The sequence below is a fragment of the Streptomyces violaceusniger Tu 4113 genome (assembly GCF_000147815.2).
GTDB classification, from domain to species: domain Bacteria; phylum Actinomycetota; class Actinomycetes; order Streptomycetales; family Streptomycetaceae; genus Streptomyces; species Streptomyces violaceusniger_A.
Map to the genome: position 1 here is coordinate 6784243 of NC_015957.1, position 18152 is coordinate 6802394.

At 71.7% G+C, this 18152-nt stretch carries 13 protein-coding genes; 6 read left to right on the plus strand and 7 right to left on the minus strand.

What is annotated here, in order from left to right:
* Positions 1-27: 27 nt before the first annotated feature.
* The gene (locus tag STRVI_RS27505) at positions 28-546 is read right to left on the minus strand and encodes a lytic polysaccharide monooxygenase auxiliary activity family 9 protein (RefSeq protein WP_014058906.1); all 519 of its coding nucleotides are present in this window, start codon (positions 544-546) and stop codon (positions 28-30) included.
* Between the two features lie 327 nt (positions 547-873).
* A complete protein-coding gene (locus STRVI_RS27510) occupies positions 874-3633 on the minus strand; it encodes an FAD/NAD(P)-binding protein (RefSeq protein ID WP_014058907.1) in 2760 nt (919 codons plus the stop codon).
* 210 nt (positions 3634-3843) lie between these two features.
* On the opposite strand from STRVI_RS27510, the gene STRVI_RS27515 reads away from it, so the two are divergent.
* The gene (locus tag STRVI_RS27515; RefSeq protein WP_014058908.1) at positions 3844-4308 is read left to right on the plus strand and encodes an RrF2 family transcriptional regulator; all 465 of its coding nucleotides are present in this window, start codon (positions 3844-3846) and stop codon (positions 4306-4308) included.
* Positions 4309-4723: 415 nt separating this feature from the next.
* Positions 4724-5389 carry a maleylpyruvate isomerase N-terminal domain-containing protein gene (locus tag STRVI_RS27520; RefSeq protein ID WP_014058909.1) on the plus strand — a complete coding sequence of 222 codons (666 nt, stop codon included), beginning with the start codon at positions 4724-4726 and terminating at the stop codon, positions 5387-5389.
* A gap of 36 nt (positions 5390-5425) precedes the next feature.
* Here the strand turns inward: STRVI_RS27520 and STRVI_RS27525 are convergent, their stop codons facing one another.
* The 4 genes from STRVI_RS27525 to STRVI_RS27540 form a co-directional block, all read right to left on the minus strand.
* A complete protein-coding gene (locus STRVI_RS27525) occupies positions 5426-9259 on the minus strand; it encodes a CHAT domain-containing protein (RefSeq protein ID WP_014058910.1) in 3834 nt (1277 codons plus the stop codon).
* Positions 9260-9359: 100 nt separating this feature from the next.
* Positions 9360-9800, minus strand: coding sequence for a PPOX class F420-dependent oxidoreductase (locus STRVI_RS27530; RefSeq protein ID WP_014058911.1), 441 nt, complete (start codon positions 9798-9800; stop codon positions 9360-9362).
* A gap of 171 nt (positions 9801-9971) precedes the next feature.
* A complete protein-coding gene (locus STRVI_RS27535; protein WP_014058912.1) occupies positions 9972-10778 on the minus strand; it encodes a methyltransferase domain-containing protein in 807 nt (268 codons plus the stop codon).
* Between the two features lie 73 nt (positions 10779-10851).
* Positions 10852-12084 (minus strand): cytochrome P450, encoded by a 1233-nt coding sequence (locus STRVI_RS27540; RefSeq protein ID WP_014058913.1) that lies wholly within the window; start codon positions 12082-12084, stop codon positions 10852-10854.
* A gap of 257 nt (positions 12085-12341) precedes the next feature.
* Here STRVI_RS27540 and STRVI_RS27545 point away from each other — a divergent pair, with 257 nt between their 5' ends.
* The 4 genes from STRVI_RS27545 (at position 12342) to STRVI_RS27560 (ending at position 17546) form a co-directional block, all read left to right on the plus strand.
* Positions 12342-13115: an arylamine N-acetyltransferase family protein gene (locus STRVI_RS27545; protein ID WP_014058914.1), complete on the plus strand. Its 774-nt coding sequence runs from the start codon at positions 12342-12344 to the stop codon at positions 13113-13115.
* 17 nt (positions 13116-13132) lie between these two features.
* A complete protein-coding gene (locus tag STRVI_RS27550; protein WP_014058915.1) occupies positions 13133-14761 on the plus strand; it encodes a bifunctional 3-(3-hydroxy-phenyl)propionate/3-hydroxycinnamic acid hydroxylase in 1629 nt (542 codons plus the stop codon).
* Positions 14762-14903: 142 nt separating this feature from the next.
* Positions 14904-15902: an MsnO8 family LLM class oxidoreductase gene (locus STRVI_RS27555; protein ID WP_014058916.1), complete on the plus strand. Its 999-nt coding sequence runs from the start codon at positions 14904-14906 to the stop codon at positions 15900-15902.
* Positions 15903-16025: 123 nt separating this feature from the next.
* On the plus strand, positions 16026-17546 hold the full coding sequence (locus STRVI_RS27560; RefSeq protein WP_014058917.1) for a sulfatase family protein: 1521 nt from the start codon (positions 16026-16028) through the stop codon (positions 17544-17546).
* Between the two features lie 28 nt (positions 17547-17574).
* Here the strand turns inward: STRVI_RS27560 and STRVI_RS27565 are convergent, their stop codons facing one another.
* Positions 17575-18147 carry a YceI family protein gene (locus STRVI_RS27565; RefSeq protein ID WP_014058918.1) on the minus strand — a complete coding sequence of 191 codons (573 nt, stop codon included), beginning with the start codon at positions 18145-18147 and terminating at the stop codon, positions 17575-17577.
* Between the last annotated feature and the right edge of the window lie 5 nt (positions 18148-18152).

Genomic DNA, 18152 nt, shown 5'->3' on the forward strand with positions numbered 1-18152 from the left:
GAACCTCTTGCGTTCAGCTCTCCGCGTTCAGCCGCCGACGTTCACATCGATGCAGACGTAGAAGGCGTTGGCGGTGTCCGCGATGTTCCAGACCGCGAGAACCTTCTGCTTGCCCTTCAGGCCGCCGAAGTCGACCTGATGGGTGACGGTCTCGCCCGGCTGCGCCCCGTGGTCGTCGACCTCCGCGATCTTCGAGTCGCCGACGAAGTACTGCCAGGTGCTGGTCGAGTGACGCGCCGTCAGCTTCCAGGTGAAGCTGGCCTTGGACGGGACGGGCGTGACGGCCCAGCCCTTGTTGTCGTCGTCGAGCTCGGCGAACTGCCCATTGCCACCGCTGCAGCTCTTCAGCCCCTTGGGGCCTTCGACGCTCTGCGGCTCGTACTTGATGTCGCCGCAGGGCACGGTCCCGGCCGCACACTGGGCCTGGCGGCTCGGCGGGGTCGAGATGTAGCCGTGCGCGCTCGCCTCGCTCGCGGGGAGGCTCAGCGCGATCAGGGGGGCTATCCCCGCACCGAGCACAACGGTCAACTTGCGTTTCATGTTCATGCCAACTCCTTCACGGCGAGGGCCCCACGCCGGACGGAAAGCCCTTGCCGAAGGTGGGGATGTGGGGGGATGTGGGGGGTGGCTGTGACGGAACGCTTCACGGATCGCCAAGGCGGCCACGAAGCCGCTCCGCACTAGGTCTAGACCATACCGTCTGTCTGTTCACGGTCAAGACATCGGACAGATGTGGTCTGGTCCACTGTCATCCCCGCCGACGTCACCGCTCTCACCAGCCGGGCCCGCGCCGCGGCGCCCGACGGTCAGGACACGACGACGGCCGGACGCGAGGGCGGTCAGAACAAGAAGAGGGTCAGGACACGAGGGAGTTCAGGACGAGAGGGCGGTCAGCCGTCGCCGGTCATGGGGAGAGGATCGGCGGTCCAGCCGCTCTTCCAGACGGCCCCGGGCCGCGTCGCACCGCCCTGCGGACACGAGCGCGAACAACAGCGCCTCCTCGACAATCTCGCGCTGCGCCGCGCTGCCACCGACACCGGGGAGCCGTGGCAGCAGCCGCTCCAAACCGCGTGCCGCCTCGGTCCAGCGCTCCTCGAGGATGTCCTCGAACGCCGCGCACAGCGGGGCGATGACACTCCGCTGCACCTCATCGGCGCGCAGGGCGTGGGCCCGCAGCCGCCGCAGCCCCGGCAGGTCGCCGGCGGCGGTGAGGGCGATGGCGGCGTGCAGGGCGACGAACGCGGTGGCCGGACGCTCCAGGACGTCCACGGGAGCCGTGTCCAGGACGTCGCCGATCGGGAACGGCCCCTGCCACGCGCCCGCCAGCCGGGCTCGCCACAGCAGCGAACCGGAGTCGACCAGCGCGCGGACCCCGTCCACCTTCCCGGGGGACAGTTGCTCCGCCCACCGGCGGCGGACCGCCGCCGTGTCCTCGAGGGCGAGTTCATGCAGGGCGGCGTGCCAGGAGAAGTGGGCGCGGTGGGTGCCGCCCCGGCCCTGGTGGGCCAGCCATCGTCCGAGTCGCTCACGGCCCGCCTCGTGGTCGCCGCGCTCGTAGTGCACATGGGCCAGGGCGTGCATCGCGTGTCCGGAGGCGGGCTCGGCGGCCAGCGCCTGCTCGGCCAGGGCTCCGGCCTCGTCGTAACGCCCCTCCTCCTGGCGCATGAAGGCGAGCAGGGACGTGTGGAACCAGCTTCCCCCGTGCGCCGGGGCGGTCCGCTCGACCACGCGCAGCGCGGCGGTGCCGTCGAGATCACGCAGACCGGAGAACGCGATGGTGGGCACCGCGACGGCGAGCGCCAGCGCATCGCCCGGGTACTCCTCCAGGTGGCGCAGGAGGGCGGCGTCGCCGTCCGCGGGCGTGTGCAGGACACGGCGGGAGACGACGTCCACGATGGAGCGCTCGTAGTCGTCGGCCCGCTCGCGCACCGCGCGCCGGGCATCGGCCAGGGCACGGGAAACGTCCACATCGGCCCCGCACTCATGGCCGATGAGTGCGAGCGCGGCGTGGGCGAGGGCGAATCCGGGGTCGAGCGCCACGGAGCGGCGGAGCGCCTGCGGGGCCCCGGCCCGGACCTTCAGCAGCCGGTCCACGCCGAGGCGGTAGGCGGTGGCGGCGGCCGCGTGCGTACTGAGAGGAAAGCCCGATGCGTCCGTGGGCCGACGTGTCCGGCGCCGGGCGGGGCCGCCACCGGCGGGGAGGGCGGAAGCCGTCCACGGGTCGAGGACCGCCTCGGCGATGGTGGCGGCCTGGGCGCGGATCTCCGGGATGGCGGTCGTCTCCCACAACTCGCCACGGCGGGGAGCGCCGAGGGTCCACAGCGCACGTGTGGTGCTGCCGTCGGCGCCGTGCAACCGTCCGTCGTCGGTGGCCACGCCCATGCTCAGCGGGCCGGGCATCGCGGCGCCCTGGTCGAGCAGGCTCCGCCACAGCGGGTCGGCCGTGTCCGACAGCCGCAGGCCCGGCCCCGTACAGTCCACCACCCAGCCCACGGGCAGTGTCCGCGGGCCGTCTCCGGTGGTGAGGGAGACCGTCAGGGAGCCGTCGGGCCGCGCCGCAGTGGAAGCGAGCCGCCCCTGGTACGTCCGCATCCGCCGGGTGCGGCGCATGCGCCCCACCGCCTCCGCGGTGGCCGGGGGCATCCGGTGGCGGTGGGTGTTCCACAGGGAGCCGTACTGTGCCACGAACTCGGCTCGCTCCTCGGTGGACATCGATGCCCAGATCTCGGCCGTGACCGGGCGCAGCCCGTCCACCGCGGGCCGCCAGTCGCCGTGGGTTTGCATGACGCGGCCGATGTGCTGACGTACCGCGGCGCGCAGCGCGGGCAGGGGCAGGCCGCGCAGTGGTGTGGCACACGCGGCGGCGGGCAGCGGGTCCACCGCATGCGCCTGCGGCAGCCTTCCGCCACGGGAGACGGCGTGCACCGTGCGGCCGGGGCGGTCGAGCGTCATGGCGATGTCCACCGAGGTCAGCCCGGTGCCGACGAGGAGGACATCCTCCTTGTCGCCCTGGCCGAGGGCGGCGTCCAGGGCGCCCGGCGCCCAAGGGTCGGCGATGAAGCGGTCGTTGCCGCGCAGGGCCTCCGGCGCCCATTCGGCGTTGGCGCGGGACGGCCCGGTGGCCAGCACCACGCGGTGCGCGTCGACGGTGCGTCCGTCGGCGAGCTCCAGCCGGGCCGTCGGGTCCCCGCCGGGGAGGGTGGTCCAGCGGCAGCCGGTGGCCCGGGTGCGCAGCCGGCGGACGGTGACGACACCCTGCGCCGCCATGATCGCTCGCCCGAGGGTGTCGGCGAGGTAGGCGCCGTAGCGGTAGCGCTCCGCGAAGTCGCCGCCGCGCACGCCCGGTTCACCGTGGTGGCACAGCCACCGCACGAAGTGTCCCGGGTCGTCGGGGTAGCAGCTCATCTTGCCCGCCGGCACATTGAGGCGGTGGCGCGGGTCAAGAGTGGAATAGGCGATGCCGCGCCCGGCCTCCGGGGCCGGGTCGATCAGCAGGAGTTCGAACGGGGTGCGGCGGCGTGCCGCGGTCTCGCAGAGCTGGATCGCCACGAGCGCACCGGCGGCGCCCGCGCCCACGATGGCGACGGTCCTCGTACACGGCCCTGACGTCGTACACGGCTCTGGCGATGCCATGTGATACCTCCTGCTTCCCGGGAACCGGCGGCCGAGCAGAACCGGTGCCCCGCTCACGCAACCGGTACCGTAGCCAGCTAAGTGCACCAATTCAATGAACTTGGTGAACTGATGGCAGAACGGCGGTGAGTCCTTGGCTGGAGGCCGGTGCCCAAGCCGGCGGTATGGTGCCTCGGCCCATGAAACGGACGTGCGTGATAACTTGCCCAGGTGCGGATCACAGCCAAGTCGGACTATGCCGTCCGGGCGATGGCCGAACTGGCGGCCGCGGAGGGCTCACCCCTGACCGCCGAGCAGGTGGCGACCCGGCAGGACATTCCACTGCGTTTCCTCTTCGGCATCCTGCGGGAGCTGCGCCTGGCCCATCTGGTGCGCAGTGTGCGGGGCCCTGAAGGGGGATATCTCCTGGCGCGCCCGGCGAAGGAGATCACCCTCGCCGACGCGATCCGCGCCATGGACGGCCCGCTGGCCAACGTACGGGATGTGGGCCTCAGCGGTCTGGAGTACCCGGGAGCGGCGGCGGTGCTCCCGGATGTGTGGCGCGCGGTGCGGGCGAGTCTGCGGCAGGTCCTGGAGAAGACCACCTTCGCGGATCTGGCCGCCGGTGAACTGCCCCCGCTGGTCCAGGCACGGGCCCGCGAATACCTCGACGACGTCCGCCACTACGACACATGACCGCCGGGGGCTGACGGGCTCGACGCCTCGCTGGTCCCGCCGTCCGTCCAGGGCACCGAGTTCACCGACGGTGCCCCGCCCGCAGGGGCGGGGCGGGGCAGTTCAGCCCGGTACGGATTGGCTCTCCCCGGCGGCACTCCTCATGACCCCTGCCCCGCAGTACGACGACACCGCATCGCCCGACGCGGCGCGGCGGGGTGCGGAAGGCGAGCCCACGCCTGCGACGACCCCTCCCGCGGACCACCTGGTGGCGGACCACCGGAGCCGGTGTCGGACTGGGGAGGCCGCCGCCGTAGTCCGCCCGGCGGAACTCACCGACGCCCCGCTGATGTCCCGTTCGCGGGCCCGGACTCAGCGTTCGTGGCCGGGGGGAAATTCGCTCGCCGGGCGGGCCGCGCGCTGCTAGCTTGCGGCCGTGGATCTCTTCTCACGCTCGTGGACGGCGTTGCGCACTGCGGTCGCCGAGCTCCCGGACGAGGACTTCGCCCGGCCGTCCGGCTGTGCCGGCTGGCTCGTACGGGACCTGGTGTGCCACCTGATCATCGACGCCCAGGACGTCCTGATCACCCTCGTGACGCCCGCCGAGACGGAACCGACGCGCACCGCGGTGACCTACTGGGAGGTTGCCGGAACGCCGCCGACCGGCGACGACCCGCTCGACGCGCTGACCGTCCGGATGGCCGCCGCGTACGAGGAGCCGTGGCTGCTGAAGTTCCACCTCGACGACGTCGGCTCCGCCGCCGGGCGCGCGGGCGAGCTCGCCGACCCGGGCCTGTGGGTCAGCACCCGCGACGAGGTGTTCACCGCGGGCGACTACCTCTCCGTGTACGTGCTGGAGTGGACCCTGCACCACCTCGACCTGATCGCACACCTGCCGGGTGCGGCGGAACCGCCCGCCGAGAGCCTCGCCGGGGCACGCGTGATGCTGGAGCGGATCGCCGGGGCGGCGTTCCCCGCGTCGTGGTCCGACACGGACGCACTGCTGGTCGGCACCGGCCGACGAGCCGCAACCGATGCGGAGCAGGCCGAACTGGGCGAACTGGGCGAACTGGCCGCGAAATTCCCGGTCTTCCTCGGGTAAGCCGCCGACCTCCGTCGTGGCCCCCTGCCATCCGCGTCATACCGCGCGCCGGGCCGCCGGGTTGCCCTGGTGGGTGAAGGCGGCCCAGAGGTGGATGCGGTCGAGGTCGGTACGGGCGGCTTCGTCGCACAGCTCGCCGTGGAGGGTGGGCGGTGGCTCGCGCCGCGGGTCGAGCATCCAGAGCTGGGCCGCGCGCAGGGCGTCCACCGGGGCGAGGCCCTGGCTGGTGACGAAGTCGTGGAAGACGGCCATCATCAGGGCCGTCGTGGCGTCATGGACGGCCCAGCGCGAGCCGATGACATCGGCCGCACCGCGGGCGATCAGGGCGGTGGACAGGGTCAGGGCCTCGTCGTGGTCGCGGGTGCTCAGGTCCGTCTCGCAGGCGCTGAGCACTACCAGCGGGCCCGCGGCGGCCGGCTGCCCGGTGGCGGCGCCGTCCAGGATGCGGGCCACGGTCAGGCGTCCGGCGTCCTCGGGACCGGCCGGTGGGGCGGCGAGCCACAGTGCCGAACGCGTGGGATCCGGGCCGGCCAGGGCGTGGCAGGAGATGTGCAGGACGGCGACCGGGGAGCCGCCGCCGGGCAGGACAGCGAGAATGTCCTCGGGGGTGCCCGGTGCGTCGATGGCGGTGGCCGTGGGGAACTCGCCGTAGCGAAGGCCCTCGGGATAGCAGGCCGCGCGCAGCGCCTCCGCCTCGATCTCGGCCCATACGAGGCTGAGTTCGGGGTCGGCGACCAGCACCTGCCCGGCAGTGGTGGGCAGCCGGTCCCGGGTCGCGGCCCGCAGGAACTCGCCGCCGGAGGGCGCGTAGCTGAGCACCGCGTCCTCGCAGGCGTACCGGTGCTCGCGCCCGTCGGTCCCGTACGGGGTGCGGGCCGCGTGCCAGGCGACCGCGCCGAGTGGCCCGCAGGGCACCAGCACGATCCGCGGCGGCTGGTGGAGCGGGCCCACGGCTGCCAGGACGGGGCCCATCCCGGCGGGCCAGGCCCAGTCGCACAGGTCGCGCAGCGCCGCTTCCCACTGCCCGTCCCGCTCCATCCGCGGGCCCGCGTCGGCTTGGGCGTCGGCGGCTGCCCGGGAGCGCCGGGCGGTGGCGTCGAGGTAGCGCTCCAGTGGCGGGCTGCCGGGGGTCAGCAGCGGCAGCTTCAGGACGGTGGGTCGCGCGTCGCCGGTGCCGGGGCGGAGGATCAGAGCGAGGCCGGGCATGCCGGGGTGCTGCCCGGGGACGAGGTAGACGAGTGCGTCGGCGCCGGCGGCGGTGAGACCGGCCGTCAGTGATGGCAGGTCCGGGGGGCCGAGCAGTTTCCAGGCGTCCGCGCCGCTGCCCGCACCCAGCGCTTCCAGTGCCCTGCGCCGCAGCGTGCCCGGGATCTGCGGCCCGGTGGACTGACCACTCGGCGTGGCCGGGGTGCCGGGCCGGAGCGGGTCCGCGGTGTCGGGCCGGGGCGCGTCCGCGGCGACCTCGGCGCGCCACTGCCGGGCCAGGTCCGGGTGTCCTCGGGCTTCGAGGAGTTCGGGAATGCCACGGGACGCGGCCGCGGCCCGCAGCACCAGGGCCCGGCCCAGTTCCAGCGCGTGCACCGCATCGGCCGGGCGGCCGCACACGGTGGTCCAGTAGGCCAGCCACAGCGCCTGTGCCGACCCGAAGCGGGCGACGGTCAGGCCGTGTTCGGAGCCGAGTTGGAGGAGAACGTCGGCGGACAGCCTGACCAGCGCCTCGCTTCTGGCGGCCAGGGCGGCCTCCCGGTCCTCGTCGGCGCTCGGACCGCCGCGCTGACGGCGCAGCCAGTGGGCTTCGGAGAGCTGGGTCAGGGTGTCGGCGGAGTGCGGCAAGCCGTGTCCCCGGGCGAACATCTCGCGGACCTGGGACAGCTCGGTGATGCACACGTCGAGCAGGTCCGGGTCATCGAGGTGGCGGGCCGCGTGCAGCAGGGCCCGGCCGAGCTGATACCGCAGCCGGAGTTCCTCGTGAGGGGTGGGCTGCGGTCCGTCGAGGATCCGGTGGACCTCCGCGATGGCCGCGTCGGCGGCGTCCCGGCTGGGCTCGATCCTGATCAGCTGGATCAGCGCGAAGGTGCGCACGGCCGGGAAGTACGGTCTGAGCATGGGGGCGATCCGCCGTGAGTCGGCCCCCACGACCTCCCGCATGTACCAGGCCGCGGCGCGGAGTTCCTCAGGATCCTGGTTGCGGGCGGCCTGTTCCTGATGCACCTCGGCCAGAGTGGCGGCGAGCGCGAAGCGGTTCTCCTGGTCGGGCGGCAGGGTGGCGTACAGGCCGGTCAGCTCCTCGACCAGGCGGGGCAGCACGGTGGGATCCCCGCTGCGGCGGGCCAGAGCCAGCTCGTTCTGGGCGGCGAACACCATCGAGGTGAGCGTGTCCGTGGACGGCGGTGAGCCCTCGCGCTCGTGAGCGGCGCGCAATTCCCTGGCCATCGTCCGGGCGGCGTCGGCGGCCCGAAGGCTGCCCCCGAGTGCCGCCGCCGCACGGAGCTTCCCGGCCAGGCCGATGGCCAGGGTATGGCGGGCGGCCGTGGCCCTCTCACCGTCCCCCGGCGAGATGTCCATCATCTCCCGAAGCCGGGCGGCGCTTGTCTCCAGGTGTGCCAGATCGCCGGTCTGGGACACCCGTACGCCATCGACCAGAGCGGCCATCTGCTGCTCCAGGCCGAAGTACCCCGGGCCGCCGGGACGGTCGTCGGGGTCCGGCCCCGGCTCCGACATGGCCTCGTCCACCTCGTCGAAGTCCATCGTGCCGGGCACCAGGAGGTTGGCGTGCACCAGCAGGACGGCATGCAGCCTGGCGATACGGGCACGTTCGGGTGTGTGCGCCGACAGCTCTCCCAGGGCCCGCCGGGCGACGTTCGCTCCGTGACGGACACACGGGGCCAGCGCTTGGGGGTCGCCCTCACCCGACCTGAGCCCGATCAGCAGCGCGCGCAGTGGCGCGAAGACCGATCGGTCCAGGCCCAGGGCCGCCACTTCCCCGTCGGCCTCCTCGGGGGAGATGGTGAGGTGGACCGCGGTCCTGCACAGCCACGCGAGTAGCTCCGAGAACCGCGCCAGATCGTCGGAGGCCCAGCCCAGCACGGTCTGGACGGCGTCGGCCAGCGGGTCGTCGGCGCGTTCCCCGGCTTCCCCGCTCCCCTCGGCTTCCCCGATTTCCGCGAGAGGGGCTGTGCCCGTCGGCTCCGGCGTGCCCTCCTCCTGCGGCGGCGCCACATCGGACTCCTCCACGACGGCCGGGGAACTCTCCCCGGACAGGGCCGATATGCCGGGGGCGGACGACAGCGTCAGCTCGATCTCCGACATGAGAAACCCGAGGACCCGACGCAGCTCCGGATCGTCCGGGCCACCGGCCAGGCGCTCGATGACCTCCCTGGCCTCCGTCAAGTCGTCCCGCAGAGACGCGGTCAACGGCTGCGGCTCCTGGCGGGGGCCTTGCTGCTCCGCCCGCACGGCCCGCGCGTAGTGCGCGGGGACGAGCAGCCGGAGCAGCGCTCTCCGGGCGTTCGCCGCGAGCGGATGGGTCAGCGGTCTGGTGCGGTCGGCCCAGCGCAGATGGCGCAGCCCGTATGCGCGTTCGCGACAGGCGGCGTCGGACTGGTCGCTCGCTTCACGGCTGACGATCCGAACGCCCATCAGCACGCCCAGCAAGGGGACGAAACCATTCCGGAGCGGATCGTCCGCGGACATCAGGTGCTCGATGGCGGCAACATGCTCGATCAGATGGGCCAGCGCGACGGTCCGCCCCGGGTCGTCCCCCGTTCCGCGCAACACCTCGCTGGATTGGCGGGCGGCGATGGCGGCCCACGCTCGCAGCACCCGCGCACCGTCCTCGCCGTCGTCGTGGCGCCGTTGCTCGTCCTCCATGCCGCACTCCCCCCGGTGCCCGGACACGCACCCGCTGACGACCAGCCTCCCACGGGGCGGAAAAGGGCTGTAGCACCCGAACGACCCCGCGGGGGGGTGCTCAGGCGTCCGGCAGCACTCCGGGCCGGAACTTCTCGACACCGACGACGCGGTGCACATGGTGCGGCTCGATGTACACCGCCACGCGCACCTCGCCGGGGGCCAGCCAGGGGAACGTCTCCGTGCCGAGGTACTTCTGTGCGAGACGGTCCATGACGTGTACGCCCGGCTCTCCCTCAACGAAGCGGACGGCGCGGCCCCGGATCTCCACCCGGTGATACGGATCCTCGGTGTCCATACAGCACAGTGACACCCGGGGATCACGCCGAAGGTTCTCCTCCTTGATGCGGCCCGCCGAGGTGTTGATCACCACCAGGCCGTCCTCCAGGTCGGCCCACATCGGGGTCAACTGCGGCGACCCGTCCGGGTTCAGGGTGGCCACTTGCCAGAACCTGGGTTCCTGAAGCCAAGCGCGTGTGATCTCGTCCAGGGTGGCAGCCATGCGGTTCCGCTCCTCACTCAGCGTTCAAGCGGTCCAACGCATACCCGGCCACCAGGGTTCCGAACTGCCCGCCGCTCCGACCGCGAACAAACACACGCCGGCCGACGCCGAGGCGGGGGCGCCCTGCCTCGGCGTCGGCCGGTGAGGTTCAGTCGTGCTGGGGAGGACTGATCAGGGACGCCCGGCCACGGCCAGGAGGCAGCCGAACTCGTCCACCCCGAGCAGGTCGGAGAGCTGGAAGCGGACGGGGCGGTCGATCTCGGTGAGGGCGTTGGACATTTCCCGGAAGGTGCGCTGCATGGTGTTCTCGGTGATGTCCAGCAGCTCTCGCAGCCGCAGTCCGGTGCGGTGCATCATCGGCACGTAGTCGTCGACGTCGGGCAGGGTCACCATGGAGACCCGGCAGAAGCCGTCGATGGCCGGGTTGCGCTCGGCCTTGCGCGGGCCACGCTCGAAGAACTCGGTGAGGACGAGCCGGCCGCTGGGGCGCAGCACCCGGTAGACCTCGCTGAGCACCTGCTCACGGTCGGGCATGTGGACCATCGACTCCAGCGCCATCACCGCGTCGAAGCTCTCGTCCTCGAACGGGAGTTGCATCGCGTTGGCGTGGCGGAAGAGGGCGCGGTCGGCGAACCCCGCGTCGGCGGCGTTCTTGTTCGCGGCCTTGATCTGCTCCTCGCTGATGCTGATGCCGGTGACCCTGGCGCCGGTGCGCTCCACGATCTGCAGGCCCGGCCCGCCCACCCCGCACCCGAGGTCCAGGACATGGGCGTTCGCGTCCACCTTGAGGCGCTCGATGACGACGTCGGTGAACCGTACGGCCGCTTCCTCGTACGGGGTGTCGGACTCCGGGTCGTCCCAGAAGCCGATGTGGAGCTGGCGGTTGACGAAGCCGTAGCTCAGCTCTTCGTGGAGGATCTCGTCGTAGAGCTTGCCGACCGCTTCCGGCACCGGCACGGGCAGGGTGGACTCGGGCATGGGCACTGCCTTCCTGATCGATGGATCCTCTGTCTGGTCCACCCGCGGCTCGGACGTGCATGTCCGAGGGACATCACCAGGCCACGGGAAGCTCGTAGACGCCGTAGACGATCCCGTCGTGCTTGAACGGGACCTTCTCCAGTTCGGTCGCCAGTTTCAGTGTGGGAATGCGCCGGTAGAGGGTGCTGTAGATGACCTGGAGCTCCATACGGGCGAGGGTTTGGCCCAGGCACTGGTGCACTCCGAAGCTGAAGGCCAGGTGGCGGCGGGCGTCGCGCCGGAGGTCCAGCCGCTCGGGGTCGCCGCTGAAGGCGTCGGGGTCCCGGCTGCCGATGTCGTTGGCCATGATGACGCCCTCGCCGGCGCGGATGACCTGCCCGGCGACCTCGACGTCCGCCAGTACCGCCCGGCGCATTCCGGTGTGGGAGATGTTCAGGTAGCGCAGCAGTTCCTCCACCGCCGAGGCGATGAGTCCGGGATCGTCGGTGGCGCGCAACAGGTCGAGCTGGTCAGGGTGTTGGAGGAGGGCGACCGTGCCGAGCGCGATCATGTTCGCCGTGGTCTCGTGTCCGCCGGAGAGGACCAGCACGCTCATCTGGACCGCCTCCTCGCTGCTCAGCTCACCCGCTTCGACCTGGGCGGCCAGCGCGGAGAGCAGGTCGTTCGCGGGGGCGGCGGTCTTCGCGCGCAGCAGCACCCGCAGATACTCCAGCAGCCGCTCGCTGGCCCCCGCCCGTTCTTCGGGGGTCACGTCCTGCCGGATCATGACCGCGCTGTTCGTCTCGAAGAAGGCGTGGTCGTCGTACGGCACGCCGAGCAGCTCGCAGATCACCAGGGAGGGCACGGGCAGTGCGAACGCCGTCACCAGGTCGACCGGGTTGGGACCGGCCAGCATGGTGTCGATCGCCTCGTCCACGATCCGCTGCACCGCGGGCCGCATGGCCTCCACCCGCTTGACGGCGAACGGCCCCTGCACCATCCGTCGCAGCCGGGCGTGTTCGGGGTCGTCCATGAGCGGGAAGCTGGCGATGAACGTGGCGTCCTTGTCGATCGGGATGGGGCTCGGGTAGCCGGGCTTGGTGAAGTCGGCGCTGAGCCTCCGGTCGCGCAGCAGCGCCCGCTGGTCGGCCTGCCGGGTCACCAGCCACGGTGTGCTGCCGTTCCACAGCCGCACCTTCGTCAGTGGTCCCTGCCGCTGCATGGCCCGTAGGTCCGGAGGCGGATCGAACGGGCAGCCCGCCGCCCTGCGCATCGGAAACTCCGCGATCTCGGCCTGATGCTCGTCCGGCGTATCCATGCCCGTCATCGCTTCCTCGCTTCCTTGGCCTGCATGGATTCTTGCCCGGGTGGCATTCGGCGGTTCCCCTAACCAGCCCCCTCATCCCCCCTGCTCCGGCGGTGCTCCTGTGACGGCCCCGCCGTTCCCCGGGCGGCGGCCGCGGTCAGGGGAGGTAAGGGGGTTGGTTAGGGGAGCGGCCCATGTGCTCACCGCATAAGAATCACTAGCGACGACGACGGGTTTCTTCTGGCCGACGACCACACGTACGGAGAAGTGACACGACCATGTTCGACGCGACGACGTACCTGCAGCGCATCGGGGCCGAGGGGAAGAGTGCGCCGACCCTTGACACCCTCCGGACCCTGCACAAGCGGCATCTGATGGCCGTCCCCTATGACAATGCGACGGCCGCCGACCGGCTGCCCGCCTCGCGACGGCTGGCGGGTGTCCCCCTGGACGAGGTCTTCGACCATGTGGTGACCAGGGGCAACGGCGGGGTGTGCTACGAGCTCAACCGGCTGTTCCACGCCCTGCTGACGGAACTCGGCTTCGACGCGCGCACGGTCACGGCAGCGGTCCGGCTGGCGAACGGCAGCTTCGGCCCGGAGGACGAGCACTCCTTCAACCTGGTCGTCCTCGACGGGCGGACGTATCTCGTGGACGTCGGCTTCATCGGTCCGTCGTATCTGGAACCGGTGCGCCTGTCGGATGAGGAACAGCATCAGCACGGCTGCTCCTATCGCGTGGCCCGCCGTGGCAGCCACCGGGTGCTGGACCGGCGGCTCAAGGGCGGCGACTGGCAGCCGGTCTACCGGTTCCGGCCCGAACGGGCGGATCCCGCCGGGTGGGACCTGGTGCGGCTGGACGGCCTGGACGACTATGCCGCGGACTCCGTGCTCGCCGGGACCACCTTTCGCGGCCGGGCCACCGACGGCGGGCAGATGGTGCTCATCGGCAAGCGCTATCTGACCGTCGAGGACGGCGTGGAAAGCATCAGGGTGCTGGTGAAGGCGGACGAGTACCAGAGCGTGGTCGATTCGATCCTGGCCGGGGCATGAGCGGGAAGGAGGCGGCCATGGCGGTGGCGCACGAGGCGGACACCGGGCAGGGCGATGCGCCGGTGGCCGATGTGCTTGTGGTCGGGTACGGGCCGGTGGGGCAACTGCTGTCGGTGCTGCTGGCGCAGCGCGGCCGGCAGGTGACGGTGGTGGAGCGCTGGCCGAAGCCGTTCAACCTCCCGCGCGCGGTCGGTTTCGACAGCGAGGCCGCGCGCATCCTGGCCTCGGCCGGGATCGGCGACCAGCTCCGGGAGTTCGGCGAGCCGTCGCGGGACTACGCCTGGCGCAGCGCGAAGGGCGAGACGCTGATCGAGTTCGAGGTGGCCGACCAGGGTCACTGCACCTGGCCGGAGGCGCTGTCGGCCTTCCAGCCCGCTCTGGAGACGGGGCTGATCGAGCGCGGGGAGACGCTGCCGGCCCTGCGGATCCTGCGCGGGTACGAGGCCGTCGAGCTCACCGACGGCGGCGACCACGTACGCCTGGCCGTGGTCGGACCGGACGGGGTGCGGACGACCCTCACCGGCCGCTGGGTGGTCGGCTGCGACGGGGCCAACAGCCTGGTGCGGCAGCGCACCGGGACCACCATGACCGATCTGGGGTTCTCCCACGACTGGCTGGTCTGTGACGTACGGCTGCACGAGCAGCGCGAGTTCCGGCCGAACAACCTGCAGATCTGCGACCCGGCACGCCCGCGCACGGCGGTGTCGGCCGGTCCGGGACACCGGCGGTACGAGTTCATGCGGGTGCCCGCGGACGGGCCGGACCGCTTCGGCACCGAGGAGCACGCCTGGGAGCTGCTGAAGCTGTTCGACGTGACCCCCGGCAACAGTGTCCTGGACCGGCACGCGGTGTACACGTTCCAGGCTCGCTGGGCGCATCGGTGGCGGTCGGGGCGGTTGTTCCTGGCCGGGGACGCGGCGCATGTGATGCCGCCGTTCGCCGGTCAGGGCATGTGTTCGGGGTTCCGGGACGCGATGAACCTGGCCTGGAAGCTGGACCTGGTGCTGGGCGGTCAGGCGGCGCCGACGCTGCTGGACACCTACACCACCGAGCGGCGCGACCATGTGCAGCACGCGGTGAAGATGTCGGTGGGCCTGGGCCGGGTGGTGTGTGTGACGGACCGTGAGGCGGCCGCGGACCGGGACGCGGCGATGCTGGCGGCGCGGAAGCGGAACATCGGGCCGAGCGGTTCGGGCCGCTCCGTGGTGAAGCCGCTCGCCGACGGGGTGCTGCGGCGGGACGGGCAAGGCCGGCCGGCGCCGTACGCCGGGGAGGCCGCACCGCAGTGGCGGGTGGGCCACCACGACCGCACGGGGCTGTTCGACGACGTGGTGGGCACGGGCTTCGCCCTGCTCTGTGGTCAGGACGTGGTGCCGGTGCTGGGCACGCGGCGGCTGAAGTTCCTCGACAGCATCGGGGCCCGGGTGGTGCGTATCGTGCCCGCGGACACGCCCGCAGGTGACGTGGAGCCGCGGGATGTGGTGGATGTGGAGGGCCGGTATCTGCCCTACCTGACCGGGCTGGGAGCGGTGGCGGCGCTGGTGCGTCCGGACTTCTACCTCTTCGGCCTCGCCGACCGGGTCGGCGAACTACCCGCGCTGGTGGAGGACTTGGAGCGGCAGCTCGGCGCGGTGGGCCCGGTGTGACCTCTCCGCGCCCGGGATCCGGGTTCCGCCCGACGTGCCGGGGCCCGGCTTCCGGGTCCCGCGCCCCCGGCGTGGCCGACCCGGTCACCGGCCGTTGGGCGAACGGCTGCCTGAGGCTACCGGCACTCCGTATGCTCACCGCATGATCGATGTGCCGCTCTCCGCGCTGGAAGTCGCCATGGTCCAGACTGGTACGCGAGCCGTGGACACGCTGCGTGACACCACGGCCTTCGCGCAGCGTCTCGACGCCCTCGGCTACCACCGACTCTGGTATGCCGAGCACCACCACTCCCCCGCCATCGGCGCCTTCCCGCCCGTGGTCCTGACCGCCCACGCGGCCGCGTCGACATCGGCCATCCGCCTGGGCTCCGGAGGTGTACTCGCCCCCAACCACGCCCCCATCATGCTGGCGGAGCAGTTCGGCACCCTCGCCGCGCTGCACCCCGACCGGATCGACCTGGGCATCGGCCGCGGCCCCGGCACCTTCGACGAGTCCACGGCCCGGGCGCTGCGGCGCGGCGCCGGGCCGACGACGGACGACGAGTACCGGGACGACGTGGCGGCGACGCTGCGCTTCCTGGTCGAGGAGGTCGCGCTCGGCCCGCTGCCGGAGCCGTGGCTGCTGGCCTCCAGCACCGCCGGTGCCGCGCTCGCCGCGCAGCTCGGCCTGCCGCTCGCCTTCGCCCATCACATCCGCCCCGACAACACCCTCGCCGCGCTCGGTCACTACCGTGCGCACTTCGCACCGTCCCCGTGGTGCGCGAGCCCCCGGGTGCTGGTGTGCGTGGAAACGATCTGCGCCGAGACCCGAGAGGAGGCGGCGCGGCTGTCCGGCCCGATGGACGTGGTCAAGGCCGGGCTCCTCAAGGGGCACAGCGAGGTTCCGTTCCCCTCGCCCGAAGAGGCGTCCGTGCACCCGTTCACCGCGGAGGATCGGCAGGCGCTGGCGGCCTTCCGGTCCCAGCAGGCCTACGGCACGCCCGCGGCCGTCGTGCGGCGGCTGGCGGAAGTGGCGGACGCGACCGGGGCGGACGAGCTGATGCTGGTCACGCCGGTCTACGCGCTGGCGGCCCGCCTGCGCTCGTACGAACTCGTCAAGGAACACGCCGCCGCGCCGTCGGCCACGACGCCGCAGCACTGACCGCATATCCACGACAGGCACGCCGGGCCGCCCCTGGGCCCGGCGCGTGCCTCACAAGAATCACACAAGGCCCTCTCCTACGGTCGGAGCGACGAAGACGCCCAACTCGTAGGAGGTTGCGCCATGTTCGGCAGTCGCCGTCCACGTGTCCTCGCCGCCTTGTGTGCGGCTCTGGCCATCGCCTTGCTGGCCTCGTGCGCGAGAGTGGTGAGCGCGGCCACCGAAGGTGACTCGCCCGCGGCCGACAGCTCGAGCTCGGGCAAGAAGCCCAACATCGTGTACGTCCTCACGGACGACCTGGCGTGGAACCTCGTGGAATACATGCCGCATATGCGGCAGATGCAGAAGAAGGGCACCACCTTCACGAACTTCTTCGCCACGGACTCGCTGTGCTGTCCGTCGCGTACGTCCCTCCTCACCGGTCAGTACGCGCACAACACCGGGGTCTTCACCAATACCGGCGACGACGGCGGCTACGGCGCGTTCATGAAGAACCGCAACGAGGAAAAGACCTTCGGGCCCGCGCTGCAGCGCGCCGGCTACCGCACCGGGTTCATGGGCAAGTACCTCAACGGGTACCAGCCGGCCGACAGGAACGGCACCTCCAAGCCGTATGTCCCCTCCGGCTGGGACGAGTGGGATGTCGCCGGGGACGGCTACAAGGAGTACAAGTACGACCTGAACGAGAACGGCAAGGTCGTGCCCTATGGGAAGGCCCCCCAGGACTATCTGACGGACGTGCTGTCGAAGAAGGCGACCTCCTTCATCGGCTCCTCGGCGGATGCGAAGAAGCCGTTCATGCTGGAGGTGGCCACGTTCGCGCCGCACGGCCCCTCCACGCCCGCGCCGCGCGACAAGGACAAGTTCCCCGGGCTCAAGGCGCCCCGGACCGACGCCTACGACAAGGCGACCCGCAACGCGCCGAAGTGGCAGCGTGCGTTGTCGCCGCTGACGGCGAAGGAGAAGGAGGAGACCGACCAGAAGTTCGCCAAGCGGGTGCGCTCCGTCCAGGCGGTCGACGCCATGATCGGTCAGCTTGAGAAGACACTCGAGGAGAAGGGCCTGGCGGACGACACCTACCTCGTGTTCGGCTCCGACAACGGCTTCCACATGGGCGAACACCGGCTCCGCCCGGGAAAGCAGACCGCCTACGACACCGACGTCAAGGTGCCGATGATGGTCACCGGCCCCGGCGTTCCGGCCGGTGAGGAGGTGTCCCAGCTCGCGGAGAACGTCGACATCAACCCGACCTTCCTGGACCTCGCCGGCGTGGAGCCGCCGTCGACCGTGGACGGGCGCAGCCTCAGCGACCTGATGCACGGCCGGACGGAGGACGAGTGGCGCCAGGCCGCCCTGGTCGAGCACCATCACGCGGTGTCCAAGGAGGGTGACCCCGACGCGGCGCCCAAGGACAGCGGCGACCCGCCGACCTACGCGGCGATGCGGACCGACGACTCCCTCTACGTCGAATACGCCGATGGGGAGCGCGAGTTCTATGCGCTGGGCTCCGACCCCGACCAGCTCACCAACCGGGCGGCGTCGCTCTCGGCCGCACAACGGGCCGCCCTGCACCACACCCTCACCGCCCTCCAGCGGTGCAAGGGCGCGGAAAGCTGCCAAGCCGCGTCCCGGACGCAGACCTAACGGCGCCCGCGGCACCCGGCCCCGGCGACTATCCGGGGCCGGGTGCCGGTTCCGACCCGGTCACTTCGAACTCGACGCGGACCTCGTCGGACAGCTTCAACGCACCCAGGAACGCGCTGTACGGCTTGATGCCCCAGGTGGATTGGGTGACGGACGCCCAGCCGCGCAGTGTCCCCTCGGGATCGCATCTCCCGTGCACCGTCACCGGGTGGGTCCGGCCCTTGATGGTGAGATCGCCCGTGATCTCGAAGGACTCGGGCGTTCCGGTGATGTGGGTGGAGCGGAAGGTGATCGTGGGGTACTCCGCGGTGTGCAGCAGACCCTCGCCCTTCAGGGTCCGTTCGATCTCGGCCCGGTCGCCCTCGGAGAGCGGCTTCAGCCCGCCGGTCGCCTCCCGGACGCGCAACGAGTCCGCCTCGACCGTCACGGTCACCGACGACTTCTCGGGGGCACGGTCGACCACCGTCGCCTCCCCGGACCATCGGGTGGCCTCGATCGTCAGATCGTGCCCCGCCCTCCGGCCGAGCCCGGTACGGCTGGTCTTGATCAGCAGTCGTCCGCCCGGCGGTCCGAGGCGATGGCTTCCCTCACTCAGTGTCACAGCAC

Coding starts and splice junctions, on each gene's coding strand:
- STRVI_RS27505 (WP_014058906.1), bottom strand. CDS start 546: ATGAACATGAAACGCAAGTTGACCGTTGTGCTCGGTGCGGGGATAGCC.
- STRVI_RS27510 (WP_014058907.1), bottom strand. CDS start 3,633: ATGGCATCGCCAGAGCCGTGTACGACGTCAGGGCCGTGTACGAGGACC.
- STRVI_RS27525 (WP_014058910.1), bottom strand. CDS start 9,259: ATGGAGGACGAGCAACGGCGCCACGACGACGGCGAGGACGGTGCGCGG.
- STRVI_RS27530 (WP_014058911.1), bottom strand. CDS start 9,800: ATGGCTGCCACCCTGGACGAGATCACACGCGCTTGGCTTCAGGAACCC.
- STRVI_RS27535 (WP_014058912.1), bottom strand. CDS start 10,778: ATGCCCGAGTCCACCCTGCCCGTGCCGGTGCCGGAAGCGGTCGGCAAG.
- STRVI_RS27540 (WP_014058913.1), bottom strand. CDS start 12,084: ATGACGGGCATGGATACGCCGGACGAGCATCAGGCCGAGATCGCGGAG.
- STRVI_RS27545 (WP_014058914.1), top strand. CDS start 12,342: ATGTTCGACGCGACGACGTACCTGCAGCGCATCGGGGCCGAGGGGAAG.
- STRVI_RS27550 (WP_014058915.1), top strand. CDS start 13,133: ATGGCGGTGGCGCACGAGGCGGACACCGGGCAGGGCGATGCGCCGGTG.
- STRVI_RS27555 (WP_014058916.1), top strand. CDS start 14,904: ATGATCGATGTGCCGCTCTCCGCGCTGGAAGTCGCCATGGTCCAGACT.
- STRVI_RS27560 (WP_014058917.1), top strand. CDS start 16,026: ATGTTCGGCAGTCGCCGTCCACGTGTCCTCGCCGCCTTGTGTGCGGCT.